The organism is Binatus sp. (SeqCode) (assembly GCF_035272065.1).
In the GTDB taxonomy this organism is placed as follows: Bacteria; Desulfobacterota; Binatia; order Binatales; family Binataceae; genus Binatus.
This window is the reverse complement of the sequence record NZ_DATEQZ010000114.1, coordinates 32,621-46,724: the sequence shown is the minus strand read 5'-3', so window position 1 is coordinate 46,724 and position 14,104 is coordinate 32,621. Positions and strand designations below refer to the sequence as shown.

At 60.8% G+C, this 14,104-nt stretch carries 17 protein-coding genes; 12 read left to right on the top strand and 5 right to left on the bottom strand.

Features of this window, described 5'->3' with window-relative positions; genetic code table 11:
* The first annotated feature begins 52 nt into the window (after positions 1-52).
* Positions 53-256, top strand: a complete 204-nt coding sequence (locus VJX68_RS18300) for a cold-shock protein (protein ID WP_324097169.1) — start codon at positions 53-55, stop codon at positions 254-256.
* 18 nt (positions 257-274) lie between these two features.
* On the opposite strand, the gene VJX68_RS18295 is transcribed toward VJX68_RS18300, so the two are convergent.
* Together VJX68_RS18295 and VJX68_RS18290 are read right to left on the bottom strand one after the other, a co-directional pair.
* A complete protein-coding gene (locus tag VJX68_RS18295; RefSeq protein WP_324097168.1) occupies positions 275-1,798 on the bottom strand; it encodes a mercuric reductase in 1,524 nt (507 codons plus the stop codon).
* Positions 1,799-1,811: 13 nt separating this feature from the next.
* Positions 1,812-2,522: a TVP38/TMEM64 family protein gene (locus VJX68_RS18290; protein ID WP_324097167.1), complete on the bottom strand. Its 711-nt coding sequence runs from the start codon at positions 2,520-2,522 to the stop codon at positions 1,812-1,814.
* 111 nt (positions 2,523-2,633) lie between these two features.
* Between VJX68_RS18290 and VJX68_RS18285 the strand changes: the two genes are divergently transcribed.
* From VJX68_RS18285 to VJX68_RS18265, 5 genes are all read left to right on the top strand, one after another.
* The gene (locus VJX68_RS18285) at positions 2,634-3,131 is read left to right on the top strand and encodes a MogA/MoaB family molybdenum cofactor biosynthesis protein (protein ID WP_324097166.1); all 498 of its coding nucleotides are present in this window, start codon (positions 2,634-2,636) and stop codon (positions 3,129-3,131) included.
* Positions 3,128-3,829 (top strand): molybdopterin converting factor subunit 1, encoded by a 702-nt coding sequence (gene moaD / locus VJX68_RS18280; RefSeq protein WP_324097165.1) that lies wholly within the window; start codon positions 3,128-3,130, stop codon positions 3,827-3,829. The genes VJX68_RS18285 and moaD overlap by 4 nt, the downstream gene beginning before the upstream one ends.
* Before the next feature lie 54 nt (positions 3,830-3,883).
* Entirely contained in the window at positions 3,884-4,825 is a 942-nt protein-coding gene (gene ispH / locus VJX68_RS18275) for a 4-hydroxy-3-methylbut-2-enyl diphosphate reductase (protein WP_324097164.1), read from the top strand.
* Between the two features lie 387 nt (positions 4,826-5,212).
* Positions 5,213-6,070 (top strand): tetratricopeptide repeat protein, encoded by an 858-nt coding sequence (locus VJX68_RS18270; RefSeq protein WP_324097163.1) that lies wholly within the window; start codon positions 5,213-5,215, stop codon positions 6,068-6,070.
* Positions 6,071-6,128: 58 nt separating this feature from the next.
* A complete protein-coding gene (locus VJX68_RS18265; RefSeq protein ID WP_324097162.1) occupies positions 6,129-6,767 on the top strand; it encodes a deoxynucleoside kinase in 639 nt (212 codons plus the stop codon).
* 531 nt (positions 6,768-7,298) lie between these two features.
* Here the strand turns inward: VJX68_RS18265 and VJX68_RS18260 are convergent.
* A complete protein-coding gene (locus VJX68_RS18260) occupies positions 7,299-7,817 on the bottom strand; it encodes a hypothetical protein (RefSeq protein WP_324097161.1) in 519 nt (172 codons plus the stop codon).
* 130 nt (positions 7,818-7,947) lie between these two features.
* Between VJX68_RS18260 and VJX68_RS18255 the strand changes: the two genes are divergently transcribed.
* From VJX68_RS18255 to VJX68_RS18245, 3 genes are all read left to right on the top strand, one after another.
* A complete protein-coding gene (locus VJX68_RS18255; protein ID WP_324097160.1) occupies positions 7,948-8,994 on the top strand; it encodes a P63C domain-containing protein in 1,047 nt (348 codons plus the stop codon).
* A gap of 376 nt (positions 8,995-9,370) precedes the next feature.
* The gene (locus VJX68_RS18250; protein ID WP_324097159.1) at positions 9,371-9,832 is read left to right on the top strand and encodes a pyridoxamine 5'-phosphate oxidase family protein; all 462 of its coding nucleotides are present in this window, start codon (positions 9,371-9,373) and stop codon (positions 9,830-9,832) included.
* A 17-nt stretch (positions 9,833-9,849) separates the two neighbouring features.
* Positions 9,850-10,455, top strand: a complete 606-nt coding sequence (locus tag VJX68_RS18245; protein WP_324097158.1) for a hypothetical protein — start codon at positions 9,850-9,852, stop codon at positions 10,453-10,455.
* Here the strand turns inward: VJX68_RS18245 and VJX68_RS18240 are convergent, their stop codons facing one another.
* Positions 10,456-10,749 carry a 4a-hydroxytetrahydrobiopterin dehydratase gene (locus tag VJX68_RS18240; protein ID WP_324097157.1) on the bottom strand — a complete coding sequence of 98 codons (294 nt, stop codon included), beginning with the start codon at positions 10,747-10,749 and terminating at the stop codon, positions 10,456-10,458.
* A 145-nt stretch (positions 10,750-10,894) separates the two neighbouring features.
* Here VJX68_RS18240 and VJX68_RS18235 point away from each other — a divergent pair, with 145 nt between their 5' ends.
* Genes VJX68_RS18235 through VJX68_RS18225 form a run of 3 tightly spaced genes read left to right on the top strand, consistent with a single transcriptional unit; the run spans position 10,895 to position 12,578 of the window.
* The gene (locus VJX68_RS18235) at positions 10,895-11,344 is read left to right on the top strand and encodes a MaoC family dehydratase N-terminal domain-containing protein (RefSeq protein ID WP_324097156.1); all 450 of its coding nucleotides are present in this window, start codon (positions 10,895-10,897) and stop codon (positions 11,342-11,344) included.
* A gap of 23 nt (positions 11,345-11,367) precedes the next feature.
* Positions 11,368-11,808 (top strand): MaoC/PaaZ C-terminal domain-containing protein, encoded by a 441-nt coding sequence (locus VJX68_RS18230; protein ID WP_324097155.1) that lies wholly within the window; start codon positions 11,368-11,370, stop codon positions 11,806-11,808.
* A gap of 11 nt (positions 11,809-11,819) precedes the next feature.
* Complete coding sequence (locus VJX68_RS18225; protein WP_324097154.1) at positions 11,820-12,578, top strand: Phenylacetic acid catabolic protein; 759 nt, start codon at positions 11,820-11,822, stop codon at positions 12,576-12,578.
* Between the two features lie 20 nt (positions 12,579-12,598).
* Here VJX68_RS18225 and VJX68_RS18220 read toward each other — a convergent pair whose 3' ends face one another.
* Positions 12,599-13,999: an Hsp70 family protein gene (locus VJX68_RS18220; RefSeq protein WP_324097153.1), complete on the bottom strand. Its 1,401-nt coding sequence runs from the start codon at positions 13,997-13,999 to the stop codon at positions 12,599-12,601.
* Positions 14,000-14,104 lie beyond the last annotated feature (105 nt).

Genomic DNA, 14,104 nt, shown 5'->3' with positions numbered 1-14,104 from the left:
TGTCAGCGTCGTAAGCTCAAGGCGCGCACAATTTTGTTCGGGGGAGGATCGCGTGTTCGGAACAATCAAGAAAGTAGTCAAGGACAAGGGCTTCGGCTTCATAATCGCGGACGACGGCGGCGACGAAGTTTTCTTTCATCGCTCGGCGTTGTCGCCCAAGGTATATTTCGACGACCTGCGCGAGGGCAACGAGGTTCAGTTCGACGTGCGCTCGGGCGAGAAGGGGCGGCAGGCATTCAACCTGCGGCTGCGTTGACTCAGCGAGCGATTTTTCTTATCGCGTAAACGCGAACCAGCGCTTCATCAAGCCTGCGACGAAGGGCGTGAGCCGCGTGCGCGTGTAGAGCCCCGCGGCGCGGCGGATTGCGTCGGCCTGCGTCGGGTAGGGATGGATCACGTCGCCGAGAGCGCCCAGTCCTACGCCAGCTTTGATCGCGGTCGTGAGCTCCGAGATCATCTCGCCGGCGTGGCTCGCGACAATCGTCGCGCCGACGATTTGATCGGTCCCTTCTTTCACGAGCACCTTCACGAAGCCGTCGGTTTCTCCGTCCAGCACCGCGCGATCGACCTCGGCCAGTTCCTGCGTATAGGTCGCGACCGAGATTCCGCGCTCTTTTGCCTCGGCTTCGTATAGTCCGACGTGCGCGATTTCGGGATCGGTGTACGTACACCATGGAATAGTCAGTTGGCTGGCGCGCTGGCGGCCGAAGAACAGTGCGTTGCGCAGAATGATGCGCGCATGCGCGTCGGCCAGGTGAGTAAACTTGTATGGCGATGCGACGTCGCCGCCCGCGTACACCAGCGGATTCGTCGTGCGCAGGTGGTCGTCGACTTTCACGCCGTTTTGCTTGTTGTATTCGATCATCGCGGCTTCGAGATTCAAGCCCTCGACAGCAGGCACTCGTCCGACGCCGATCAATATCTCGTCGGCTGAAATTTCGCGGCGGCCGCCGTCGCGCTCTGTCGCGATAATTTTTTCGCCGCCAAGCTGACCGACTCCGAAAATTTTGCATCCCGTGATGATCTCCACGCCGTCGCGGACGATGGCGCGCTCGACCCGCTGCGCGGCGTCGTGATCCTCGCGAATCAGAATTTGCGGCGCGACTTCGAGCAGAGTGACCTGCGCGCCGAAGCGCGCGAACGTCTGCGCCAGCTCGCATCCGATTGGTCCGGCGCCGATCACCGCAATTCGCCGCGGCAATTCGGTTAGCGAAAAAACCGTCTCGTTGGTCAAATAGCCGGCTTCGGCAAGACCCGGAATCGGCAGCGATGCGGCGCGCGCGCCGGTAGCGATCGCGGCTTTCTTGAATTTCAGTCGCTTGCCGTCAACCTCGACGCAGTCGGGCGCGACGAAACGTCCGTCGCCGATGAAAACGTCGACGCCCAGTCCGCGAAATCGATTGGCGGAGTCGGTCGGGCTGAGGTCGGCGCGCAGTTTGCGCATCCGCTCCATCACGGCCGGAAAATTCACGCGCACCCCCGGCGGGACTTCGACGCCGAAGCGGCCCGCGTCATGAACCGCGGCGGCCGCGCGCGCCGAGCGGATCAGCGCCTTCGACGGGACGCATCCGAAGTTCAGGCAATCGCCGCCCATCAGGTCGCGCTCGACCAACGCGACCTTCGCGCCGAGAATTGCGGCGCCCGCCGCCGTCACGAGGCCCGCAGTGCCCGCTCCGATCACCACCATGTTGTAGCGGTCGGCAGGCGCGGGATTGACCCATTCTGCCGGATGCAGATTTTCCGTCAGCGCGAGGTTGTAAGCGTCGAGCGGCTCGTGCTTTAGCGCGTGCGATGACATCGATGTGTATCCTTCAAGTTTTTTCGCGCAGCGCGCGTGCGCCGATTCGCGTTGCGTACACTGCCACCGCGACTGTCGCGACGAATCCGACTGCCGTGAGCGCCCATCCTGCGGGCGTGCGCTTGGCGCTACCAGCGGCCGCGCGCGCGAGGTCGCCGCTCAGCGAGCCGATATAAACGTAGAGAATTGTCCCGGGAATCATCCCAAGCCACGACGCGAAAAAGTAGTCGCGCAAAGTCACGCGCGTCAGCCCGTAGGCGTAGTTGAGCAGGTTGAACGGGAACACGGGCGACAGGCGCGTCAGGATGACGATCTTCCATCCTTCCTTGCCGACCGCTTCGTCGATCGCTTTGAACTTCGCGTTGCCTTCGATTCTTGCGCTCACCCAATCGCGCGCAAGGTAGCGGCCCACGAGAAAAGCCGCGGTCGCGCCGAGCGTCGCAGCAATCGAAACGTAGATCGAGCCGCGCACCACGCCAAAGATCACGCCGGCGCCAATCGTGAGGATCGATCCCGGAAGAAACGCGACGCACGCCGCTATGTAAATTGCGATGAACGCGAGCGGCGCCAGCGCACCGAGTCCACGAACCCAGTCGAGCGCGTTGGTCAGCCACGGTCCCGCGCCGATGCGATGCGCGCCGTAGAGGATAGCGATGACTGCAATGACGATGAGTAGAATTTTCGGGCGAAAAAAAACTGCGGCTCGGCTGGACGCGGTGGTCATCTTGAGGTCCCGGGATTGGTAACTCGCGGGCGGGCAGTTTGGTTTCCGCCGCGGGCATCGCGGACGCGGACTGCTTATAATGCCATCGAGGATTGTGTAATCCTAATCCGCATGTCGGTCCACGAGCACGAAAAGCACGCGCGCAAGAATCTCAAAGTCGGCGTGATCACCGCCAGCGATTCGCGCACGCCCGAGACTGACGAAAGTGGCAAGCTCATCCGCACTTTACTCGAGGCGGCCGGCCACCGCGTCAACTACTACGAGATCTTGCCCGACGACGGTGAGAAGATTTCGGCCGCGATCGTCAACAACCTGGAGAACCTCGACGCGATCATCGTCAACGGCGGCACCGGCATTACTGCGCGCGATGGCACCACCGAAGTCGTGAAGTCGCTGCTCGACAAGGAGCTCGAAGGCTTCGGCGAATTGTTCCGAATGCTTTCGTTCAATGAAATCGGCGCGGCCGCGATGATGAGCCGTGCGATTGCCGGCGTGCGTCACGGCAAGTTCGTTGCCGCGCTTCCCGGTTCCCCCGACGCGTGCCGGCTTGCGGTGGAGAAGCTGCTGATCCCCCAGCTCGGGCACATCACTTATCTGCTGAGCAAATGAACAAGTTCACGATCAAACTGTTCGCGACGCTGCGTGAGCGCGCGCACACGGCCGAGCTAACGCGAGAATTTCCCGACGGCACCACGGTCGCGGACATCTGGCGGCAGATAGTCGTCGAATTTCCGGAGCTCGGCGGGCATCACAATTCTGTCGGCTTCGCCGTCAACCAGGAATACGTCCAAGGCAACTTCAAGCCCCGCAAGGGCGACGAGATCGCCTTCATTCCGCCCGTGAGCGGCGGTACAGAGACGCCGGCGTATGTCGGCAAGATCACAATCGGACGTAGTCCGATCGACGTTGCCGCGCTCGAGCGCGAAGTTGCCGACCCTGCCGCCGGTGCGATCGTATCGTTCACGGGCACGACTCGCCGCGACAACGCAGGCCGCGTCGTGATTCGCCTCGAGTACGAAGCCTACGAGCCAATGGCGCTGTCCGAAATGCGCAAGCTCGCGGTCGAGGCGGGCGCTCGATGGAAAATCACGCGCATCGCGATCGCGCACCGCGTCGGCGTCATCGAGATTGGTGAGACTTCGGTGGCGATTGCGGTCTCGTCGCCGCATCGGGCCGAGGCGTTCGAGGCGTGCCGGTTTGCAATCGATCGGTTGAAGGAAATCGTGCCGATCTGGAAGAAAGAGCATTTCGAAGGCGGCGAGGTGTGGATCGGTTGCCAGACTTCGCACCCGCCGGCGCTTGAATGATCGCTGCGGATACCATCATTGACCGCCCGGACAGTTACCAGTTACAAATGTAAGATGGCGTTGGGCGAAATATCCGTCGAAAAAATCATTCTGGCTGAGCCGCGCGGCTTCTGTGCAGGCGTCGATCGCGCGGTCGAGGCCGTCCGCAGCGCGCTGCGCTCTTACGGCCGCCCCCTCTACGTGCGCCATCAGATCGTGCACAACCGCTTCGTGCTTGAAGCGCTCGAACGCGAGGGCGCGATTTTTGTCGAGAGCCTCGACGAAGTGCCCACGGGCCAGCGCGTCATCTTCAGCGCGCATGGCGTCGCGCCCAGCGAATGGGATCGCGCCAAGGATCGCGCGCTCCGCGTTATCGACGCCACCTGCCCGCTCGTCACCAAGGTCCATCTCGAAGTCGAAAAATACGACAACGAAGGCCGCACCGTAATCCTGATCGGCCACGCCGGCCACGAGGAAGTGAAGGGCACGCTCGGCGTCGCCCCCGGCAAGGTGGTGCTGGTCGGCAGCGTCGCCGAGGCGCGCACCGTCGCGGTCCAGAATCCTGAGCGCATCGCCGCCGTCACGCAGACCACGCTCAGCGTCGACGACACCCGCGAGATCATGGAGACGCTCAAGGAGCGTTTCCCCACGATGCAGGCGCCGAAGACCGACGACATCTGCTACGCGACGCAGAACCGCCAGAACGCAGTCAAGGAACTGGTACAAGTCAGCGACGCGGTGCTGGTCGTCGGCTCGAAGCAGAGCTCGAATGCGAACCGGCTGGTCGAGGTCGCGCGGATGCGCGGTGCGCGCGCGTTCCTGGTCGATTCGATCGCCGACGTCGAGCCCGCGATGCTCGAAGGTGTGCGCGCGCTGGGCCTGACCGCGAGCGCGTCGTCGCCGGAATGGCTGGTCGAGGAAATCATCGGCGCGTTCGCGCGCTCCGGCGCCGAGGTCGAGCTGCTGAGCGTCGCCAAGGAGCGCGTGCATTTCCCGCTGCCGATGCCCACGGACTGATCTGTATCCTCTCCCTGCAAGGAGATCTTTGCATAACCTGCCGCGCCCTTCTGTCTCCTCGCCCTGTTAGGGCGAGGATGAAGGTGAGGGTCCGATTACAGCGCGCATTTTTCGCGCGCGATTCAAGATTCTGCTTCCTGGAACGCGTGCACATAGGTTACGCAAAGATCTCCTTCAAGGGAGAGGATTAAGGTGAGGGTGATTGTACAGCGCGTTTTTTGCGCGCGATTCAGGATTCTGCTCCGTTCTCAGCAGCTGTGCTGCGATTACGCAAAGCTCTCCCGGCAAGCCACGCCCGCTGACGTACGCGCATCTCGTCTTGACAATTCCGCACTATTGCTTGCAGACTCATCCGGATTTCGCCGAACCCGCGAGAGGAACATTTCGATGCGAACAGCTATCGCACGCGCGCTGATACTGCCCGTCCTGCTGGCAATACCGTTGGTCAGCGGATGCCAGTCCGAGGCGAAGAAGCACCTGTACAAAGCTGAGGATCTGTTCGAAAAGCGCGATCTCGACGGTGCCAAGAAGGAACTGGAGCTTTCGATCAAGGACGACCCCAACGACCTCGACGCGCACAAGTCGCTCGCGCATATAGATGAAGCGCTCGGCGATCAGGAAGGCGCCGCCAAGGAATACATGGCCGCCTCGACGCTCGATCCCACCGACCAGAAGCTGCTCGAAAAGGCGCGGCTCTACAAGCAGCTCGAGGACATGGCGAATTCCTCGGGCCAGGCGCTCGATAAGATCAAGGCGGGCAAGGTCGAGGAAGGCCTCGCTCAGCTCAAGGACATCATGGTCACGACCAGGATTCCCGCGGCTCGTGAAAAAGCGGTGAGCGCGCTATCCGACTCGATTCCAATCATCGAAAAAATCGGCGATCAACAGTTGGCCGACAAGAAATACCCCGACGCCATCGTCACCTACGAGCAGGGCATCCGCGCCGCGATGCTGCTGTCGAGGGCGCACAAGAGCGAAACGCTCCTCCCCGACGCGGACCCGATGATGCAAAAGATAAATGAGGCCGCCAAAGCTGCCGGCACTCCCGACGCCACTTTCAAGCTGTTCAATGACGTGATCGGCGATTATCCGGACAACAAGGTCGCCAACCTGCAGTTGGCGCAGGTCTATCTCAGCAAGACTCCGCCCGACTATGACACCGCCGCCGACCTGGAAGAGCGCGGCGGCGCGCCCGACGACCAGGTTCGCAAACTCCGCGACATGGCCAAGAAGCATCGCAAGTGAGCGGCGTGGGCCCTCCACGCTCGCGACTGCGATGAGCTAGTGCCACAATCGAGGCCCGATGCGCCGGCGCGGCTATATCGCGGTCGAAGGCCCCATCGGGGTTGGCAAAACGAGCCTGGCGCAGGCGCTCGCGCGCGAACTGGGTGCGCGCCTGATGCTCGAGGATGCCGACAACAACCCGTTCCTGCCGCGCTTCTACCAGGATCCCGACAAGTACGCCTTTCCCGCTCAGCTTTATTTCCTGCTCACCCGCCACCATCAGCAGCGTGAGCTGAAGCAGCAGGATCTCTTCACGCAGGCTACAGTCGCCGACTATTTGTTCGCGAAAGATAAAATTTTCGCCGCGATGAATCTCGCGCCCGACGAGCTCAAGCTCTACGACAACGTGTACAAGCTGCTCGACGCCGAGATGGCCAAACCCGACCTTGTCGTGTACGTGCGCGCGACTATCGAGGTGCTCGCCGAGCGCCTGCGCAAGCGCAATCGCGACTTCGAGCGCCACATCAGCTTCGACTACCTCGAGCGCGTGTCGTCCGCCTACCGCGATTTCTTTTTCTACTACGACGAGGCCCCGCTGCTGGTCGTCGACACCTCCGACATCGACTTCGTCGCCAACCCCGAAGACCTCGGCCAGCTAATCCGCGAAATCGACCACGCCGGCCCCGGCACCCAATACTTCGTCCCCCGCAAAAATTGAGCGGCTTGATAGAGAATTATGTTGAAGTTGACAGCGAAGGCTGATGGACCGGCGAGCACGTGACAGGTCGGCCTGCGGTACGATAAAAAGTTGGGAAGTGGCGAACTCCGCTAGAAGCGAAGTTCCGTCTACCGTTCAGTGGAGAACCATCGCCATGCCTCGCGAGATACGCGCTCAGCGATGATGGGCGCGGCCCTGCTAGTAGCCTCGATAAACTCCTCCGAAGCTTCGAGATCAGAAGGATCGATGAAGACGCGCTTGTCCAAGTCGAGTCGAAGGGCCTTACTTTTTTCGATACCTCGAACCGAATAGCGGATCAGTGCAAATGGAGCATAGTGTCCCGCGTTGACTTCTGCGCGGAGAAATCGGACTGCTGGATAGTCGACCGACGAAAGATCAAGGGGGATGATCCGGGTAGTTCGTCTCGTGTCTGTGGCTGGCATTTTTACACACCTACCCTCTAGTAGACTGCGGTGCGCCGTATAACACAATTTCGCGGAATATTGCCAACGGCAAGAATTTCTGCATCTCTCAACGATGCTGCAAGACCCCAAACGATGCTGCAAGACCCCAAATGAAGGGACTTACGGTGGCGTAGCGCACTCCGATTCCACCTGCAGTCGATTGCGGTATAGGCAGGGGCAAAAAAAAGGCCATCAGCGAAGACACGACTCCCAACAAGACCGTCGGGTATCCGTCATGCTGGTACCCCACAGGATCAAAAGGTCCAACTGCCGCCGCTGCAATTTCTTTGAGCGGATCAATCAGAGTGAACCCAGATGACGGGCCATTGATTTCGATTTCGTACACGTAGGCGGGCGCATGTACCGTAGGCTGATTTGTACCCGTCTCAAGCGCGTAGTGCAATGCTACTGGATGCGACCGCGTGAGCGAAATGTATGGGCTCAGTGTCAGACCCTGCGCGACATGTTGGATGATTCTGGTGGTTGATGGCGTGATACCCGGATCGCGAGGTTGAAACCCCAAGGCCGTGGCGTCATTGAGGTTCCAGTACGTCCCTGTTCCCGCCCCTCGATAGTAAATTGGCATAACGGCTCCTTGTGCACCTTTTGTCAGGCTGAGGCAACAACTCGCCGTAAGGCTGCAAGCACAGTGTCTTGACAAAATATGCTTGCTGCTGTAGGCTACGTACTGCAAGCATCTAAGGAGAACGGCAAGTATGGTTGACGAGACTCCTCAATCTAAAGGCGGGATCGCCCGAGCACAGGCCCTATCGTCAGAAAAGCGCATTGAAATTGCTCGCATCGCTGCTGAATCGCGGTGGAGCAATGTCCCCAAAGCGATAACTGAAACCAGAGTCCTCAAGATTGGTGATGCCGAGATTCCGTGCGCAGTTCTAGAAGACCAGCGCCGCGTGCTGACTCAGGAAGGTGTTCTTCATGCGATTGGACGCGCAAAAAAAGCCAAGGGCGGACAAGGCGCGTCCGTGGTCGACAACCCGCCCGCTTTTCTGGCGGCGAAAAACCTAAGGCCCTTCATTTCTGAGGATTTAATCAGATCGACGACTCCGATTCTCTTTAGGGCATTCAGTGAGCGTGGCGCAGTGCGGGCTTTCGGGTATGACGCAAGACTACTTCCCGAAATCTGTAAAGTTTTCGTCGACGCAAAGCAGGCTAGAAAGTTACTTCCGAGCCAGCTTCATATCGCCGAAAAGTGCGAGCTACTTCTTAAAGCTTTGGCCGGGATTGGAATCATTGCTCTCGTCGACGAGGTTACGGGTCACCAAGCACAACGTGATAGAGCAGATCTACAGAAAATCCTCGAAAAATACATCAATCCTGAACTCATTCCGTTACCGTGGACCAAGCGATTTCCGGAAGAGTTTTATAAGGAACTATTCCGGCTGCATCGATGGCAGTACAGCCCTCCCTCTGTGAAGCGGCCAAGACTTTTGAGTTCTCTGACCGCAAGACTTGTCTATAAGCAATTGCCCCCGGGGGTTTGGGAAGAACTTAAGCGTGTTAATCCCGCGAACGATGAGGGACTGAGGAAGCATCCTCACTGGAGGCACTTATCCAAAGACATCGGGAACGAGCATCTGGCGAATCAGTTGATCGCCGTTACTACACTGATGCGGTCGGCACCAAATTGGCGGGCCTTTGAACGCCTGTTTGAGCGTGCATTCCCACCAAAGCAATTGTCTCCCCAGATAAACCTCGCCCTGGCTTACAAAGATGATGAGAGTGTGATTCCTGCTCTCGGTTGATATGCGGCGCGTAACGGCGTCGAAACTTGAGTTCGAGGTTCAGGGCCCTAATCGGGGATGAACTCTTCAGCGTGACCTGGCCGGATTTTCTGTGCCACTACTGTGGTATGGATAACTGTCACAACGTTCCCTCCCGATTGGGCCGGCCCCTTGGGCGACGCCAGCCTTGCCGAAAAATAATTTCTGACGGAACGAAGCTACCCTTGGTGTCGGAGCGCTTTCAAACCACAATGGGTGGTATAAATTCCTATCTTCCGCTTTTTCGATCAATCAGAATCGCGCCTGCGGCAGGGGCTCGCACGATCGCCATCCATCACCTCACGCTTGACATAAGCGAAGAAATAGCGAAAATAGGTCGCTTCAAGGAGGACATCCAATGGCGACCTGGAATGAATTCGAAACCGACGCGCCCGATATCGCGGCGGCGGGACGACAGATGCTCTATCAATTCGGCGTTGGCCTCGCCTTCCTCGCGACGCTGCGGAAAGACGGGGCGCCGCGCCTGCATCCGATTTGCCCCACCATCGTCGACGGCCACCTCTACGCGCTCATCGGCCCGACCCCCAAGCGCGCCGACCTCCGGCGCGACGGCCGCTACGCGCTGCACACCTTCCCGCCGGTGGACGTCGACGACGAGTTCCTCGTGATGGGCCGCGCGACGTTCATCGACAGCGAAGCGATCGCCGACAAGGTCCGTAGCGACCTCGTCGGACGCGGCATGACCACCACCAACGATGAACTTGCGTTCGAGTTCCGCATCGAAAGCGTGATGCATGCGAAGTACCCGGGCGGCCACGGCACCTGGCCGCCGAAGTATTCGATTTGGAAATCGCGCTGATGCTGTGACACAAGCCGATGGCCTCGAAAGACAAATCACCGCAGCTCGCGATCGGCTTTCGCGTCAAGACTGGCCGCGCGACTGCGATCGTGATGGCGGGACCGGCGTCCACGCCGCGTGTCTTATCGCGCAGGAGTTTGCAACTCTGGGATCCTGTGATCCCCGAGTCCCATCAGCCATTCCATGCTGAGCTCGAACTGCCGCCCGCCGAAAGCGCGCGCGTCGTGCCGCAGGCTCTGAAAGCCGTCGAGCGCGTCGCGCTGTCCGCGTTGCGGGAGCTGGTCGATGAGATCCAGCCCGCGTTGGGCTCGATACTTGGAATCGCGCTCGTCGCTGGCAGCGGCACCGATCCCGAATCGATTCGCAATCCTCACACGCGCGCGCACGCCCGCGAGGGCCAGCTCTTCCCGCACGCGCTCTCGGCAGCTGCAAAGACGATGCGCATACCGGCGCTCACGCTCGTCGAGTCTGAAGTCTTCACCAGCGCGGCCGCAAAGCTTGGGAAATCTCCCGACGCAATCAAGCTCGCCGTGACTGAATTAGGCAGCGCCGTCGGCAAGCCGTGGAGCGCCGAAGAAAAAGCCGCCGCGGCCGCCGCCTGGATCGTGCTTGCAGATCGATGACTACGCGTCGCGATCGTTGAACGCGATCTCGATATTGTCCGCCAGCTTGAAATCTTTGTCGGTCACTCCGCCCTCGCTATGCGTCGAGCACGAGAACGTCACGCGCGTGTAGTTGATCGTAATGTCGGAATGATGGTCGGCGGCCTCAGCGATTTCGGCGACCTTCTGCACGAACTCGATGCCGTGAAGGTACTCCTTGAACTTGAACATCTTGCTGATGGCGTTGTCCTTGTACTCCCATCCGGGGAGCGCCTTCAGCTTCTCCGCTATCTGCTCCGCGCTCAGCTTCGCCATCTGCGTGTCCTCCGATTCCGGCCCGGTCCCCATCCTAGTCCCGCGCATAGCGATCGCAAACGACGCGGCGTTATCCACGTCGCGCGCGCCTGTGGTAATACAGGCTTGAGAGACCGAAACGTAAACAGGGGACGCTGAAAAGACGATGGCCAACAAATACGTTACCGACGAAGCCCGCAAGCAAATCGGCAAGACTTCCGAGCCGCGAACTTACGAGGTCGAGCGCGGCGCGATTCGCCGCTTCGCCGAGGCGATCGAGGATCGCAATCCGCTCTTCAACAGCGAGCGCGACGCGCGCCAGACCCGCTTCGGCAGCATGATCGCGCCGCCCACTTTCTGCCGCTCGATGGGCTCGCCGATTCCCGATATCAAGCTCGACATGCCGACCTTCCGCGGCCTCGACGGCGGCTCCGACTGGGAGTACTTCGTGCCGATTCGCGCCGGCGACCGCATCACCGTGCAATCCAGGCTCGTCGATTTGCGCGAGGCCGCCGGCCGGCTTGGCCCGATGGTGTTCAGCACGGTCGAGACCACTTATACCAATCAGTTCGGCGAGGTCTGCGTCATTCAACGCTCCACCGGAATCCGCTACTAGAGTTATTCGAGAGGATGCCTACGATGGCGAAACAAACCTATTTCGAAGATGTCGAAGTCGGCACCGAGATCGGACCGCTCGAAAAAAATCCGACCACCCAGCAGCTCGTCCGCTATGCCGGCGCGTCGGGCGACTTCTATCAAATCCATTACGACAAGGATTTCGCGGTCGGCAACGGCCTCCCCGGCGTAATCCTGCACGGCGCGTTGAAGAACGCGTTCCTCGGTCACCTGATGACCGACTTCGCCGGCGAGCTCGGATGGCTGCGCAAGCTCGGCGTGCAGTACCGCGGGATGGATCAGCCGGGCACCAAGGTCGTCGCGCGCGGCAAGGTCTCCAAGAAATACACCGACGGCAGCCATCACATGGTCGATTGCGAAATCTGGCTCGAGAACGCCAAGGGCGAGAAGACCACGCCGGGCTCCGCCACCGTAATCCTGCCCTCGCGCGCCGCGAGCCGTTGAGGTAACCCGCGATGCCGATCCGGCGCGAATTCCCGCCGCGATCGCTGAACGCCGAGGCTCTTAACGAGGGCCGCGTCGATTCGCACTACACCAAGGTGCTGCTGCGCCTGCTCGCCGCGCATGCGATGGCCGAGAAGCTCACCGCTATCGGTTACCAGCGCGCGCTCGCGACGCTCGACAACCCCGATCTTCGCCCCATCGTCGAGAAGAACTTCGCCGAGGAAAAGAAGCACGCGCGACTTATCTACGATGCGCTCGAAGAACTCGGCGTGTCGCAGCAAGCCGCCGACCGCTCGATGATCGCCGTGCTCAAGGCGCCCTCCTTCGACGCGCCCAGTTACTTCGCGTCGAAGGCCGAAGGCGAGCTTGACCTCCTGATGGCGTCGCTGAGCCTCGACACCACCGGCCTCATCATGATCGGCGAGAACTACAAGGAATCCAGCTACGCGCCCCATGCGCGCGCCGCCGAAATAATTCTCGACGAGGAAGCCGACCACGAAATCTTCGCCTCGCGGCAGCTTGGCGACGCCGTCGAGCATTTCGGCGTCAAGTCGGTCAACACCGCGCTGCGCCGATGGATCCCGCGCGCAGTGAATTTCTTCGGCCCGCCTGGCACCGGCTTCACCTACGACTGCATCCGCTATGGTCTGAAATCCCGCGACAACGAAGAACTTGCCGAGCTCTACGTCACGATGCTGTCGAGGCGATGCGAACAGCTAGGCCTCGAGATGCCCGCCCTCACGGCAACCTATCCCCACTCCCTCGCCTGATTCGGGGCCGCGCGGCGGCGTCAGTCGGTGACGTCCAGCGCGCGCAATGCCAGGCCGCGCGCAACGGAGGTGAACTCGTCGCCCATTCGGATTCGATCGGCGCCGAAGCGCTGGATAAAAATCCGCCGCACCGCCGGCACGAACGACGATCCTCCGGTCAGGAACACGCTGTCGATCGCGTCGGGCTTGAGTGCGACCGTCTTCATCAGCCGATCGACGCATCCGGCGATCTGTTCGAGATAGCGCGCGATCCAATTTTCGAAATCAGGCCGCGCAACTATCCTCTCGATCAGGACCGGCGGATCGGAAAACATGAAGTCCGCCGCTTCCAGCGCGGAGAGCTCGAGCTTGGTCTTCTCCACCGCTCGAAACAGGAAGTAGCCGAGATCGTTTTCCACTATATGAATCAGCGCGGCGATCTTTTCCGGTTCGAAGGATTCGCGCTTCAGTTCGTCGAACTTCAGCATCGTCGCGCGAGCTTTCAGGAACGACAGATGGTGCCATCGCTCCAGATTTGTGTACGGCCAGGTCGGCGCCGGCAGCACCATCCCGTACGGCGAGCGGTACTTCGTGCCGCGGCCGAGCGCGGGCGCGACCAGGTGACGCATCATGCGGCTGTCGAAGGCGTCGCCCGCGATGCCGACGCCGTCGTTGCCCAGGATCTCGTAGCGCGCCGCGCCATGCTTCGCGGCCGCTCGCGGCTTCAGTTGCAACACCGAGAAGTCGCTGGTGCCGCCGCCGAAGTCCGCGATCAGCACCGTCTCGTCGCGCGTGATTCGCAGCGCGTAGTCATACGCCGCCGCAACCGGCTCGTACTCGAACACAACGTCGGTCCATCCCGCGCGCCGAATCGCGATGTCGAGCCGGCTGCGTGCGAGCGCCTCGTCCGGATTGCCGGCAGCCGCGAAGTGAACGGGGCGGCCAACCACGATTCGCGGCGGCAATTCGCCGAATTGCGCGATCGCCGCATCGCGGAGCGCGCTGATGATCGGCGCGATCAAATCTCCAAGCGTGTACGTCTCACCCATGACGTCGGTGGACTCGAAAGTCTTGTCGGCCAGGAACGACTTGAGCGATTGCACGAGCCGCCCGTTGCCCGCGGCCGCGAGGTAGCGCCGAATCGCGTCGTTGCCGACCGAGACGGCTGAATCGGTGCCGCCGGTTTCTTCGACCGCCTCGAAAAACAGAATCGAGCGGAACGTCTCGGACACATCGCCACGCTCGGCGGCGGGAAACCGCGCCAGGCGCGGCGAACCATCTGGGCCGACGATCGCTATCGCACTGTTGGTGGTGCCGAAATCGAGACCGACCGCCTCAACTTTTGCCGCCGTGCGAGCGCGGGAGATTTCCTGCGTCATGCGTTCACGATCAAGGCGCGTCGAACTCTTGTCAACGTTGAGGATCGCGCATATACTGGCCAAACCCTCAGGATGTGGATCGCCATGCGAACTGCATCCGCCAAAGCCCGGTCCTTCAGCGGACGAGATTTCCTCGTCCGTATTTTTTTCAGGCGCGCATCGCCAGCG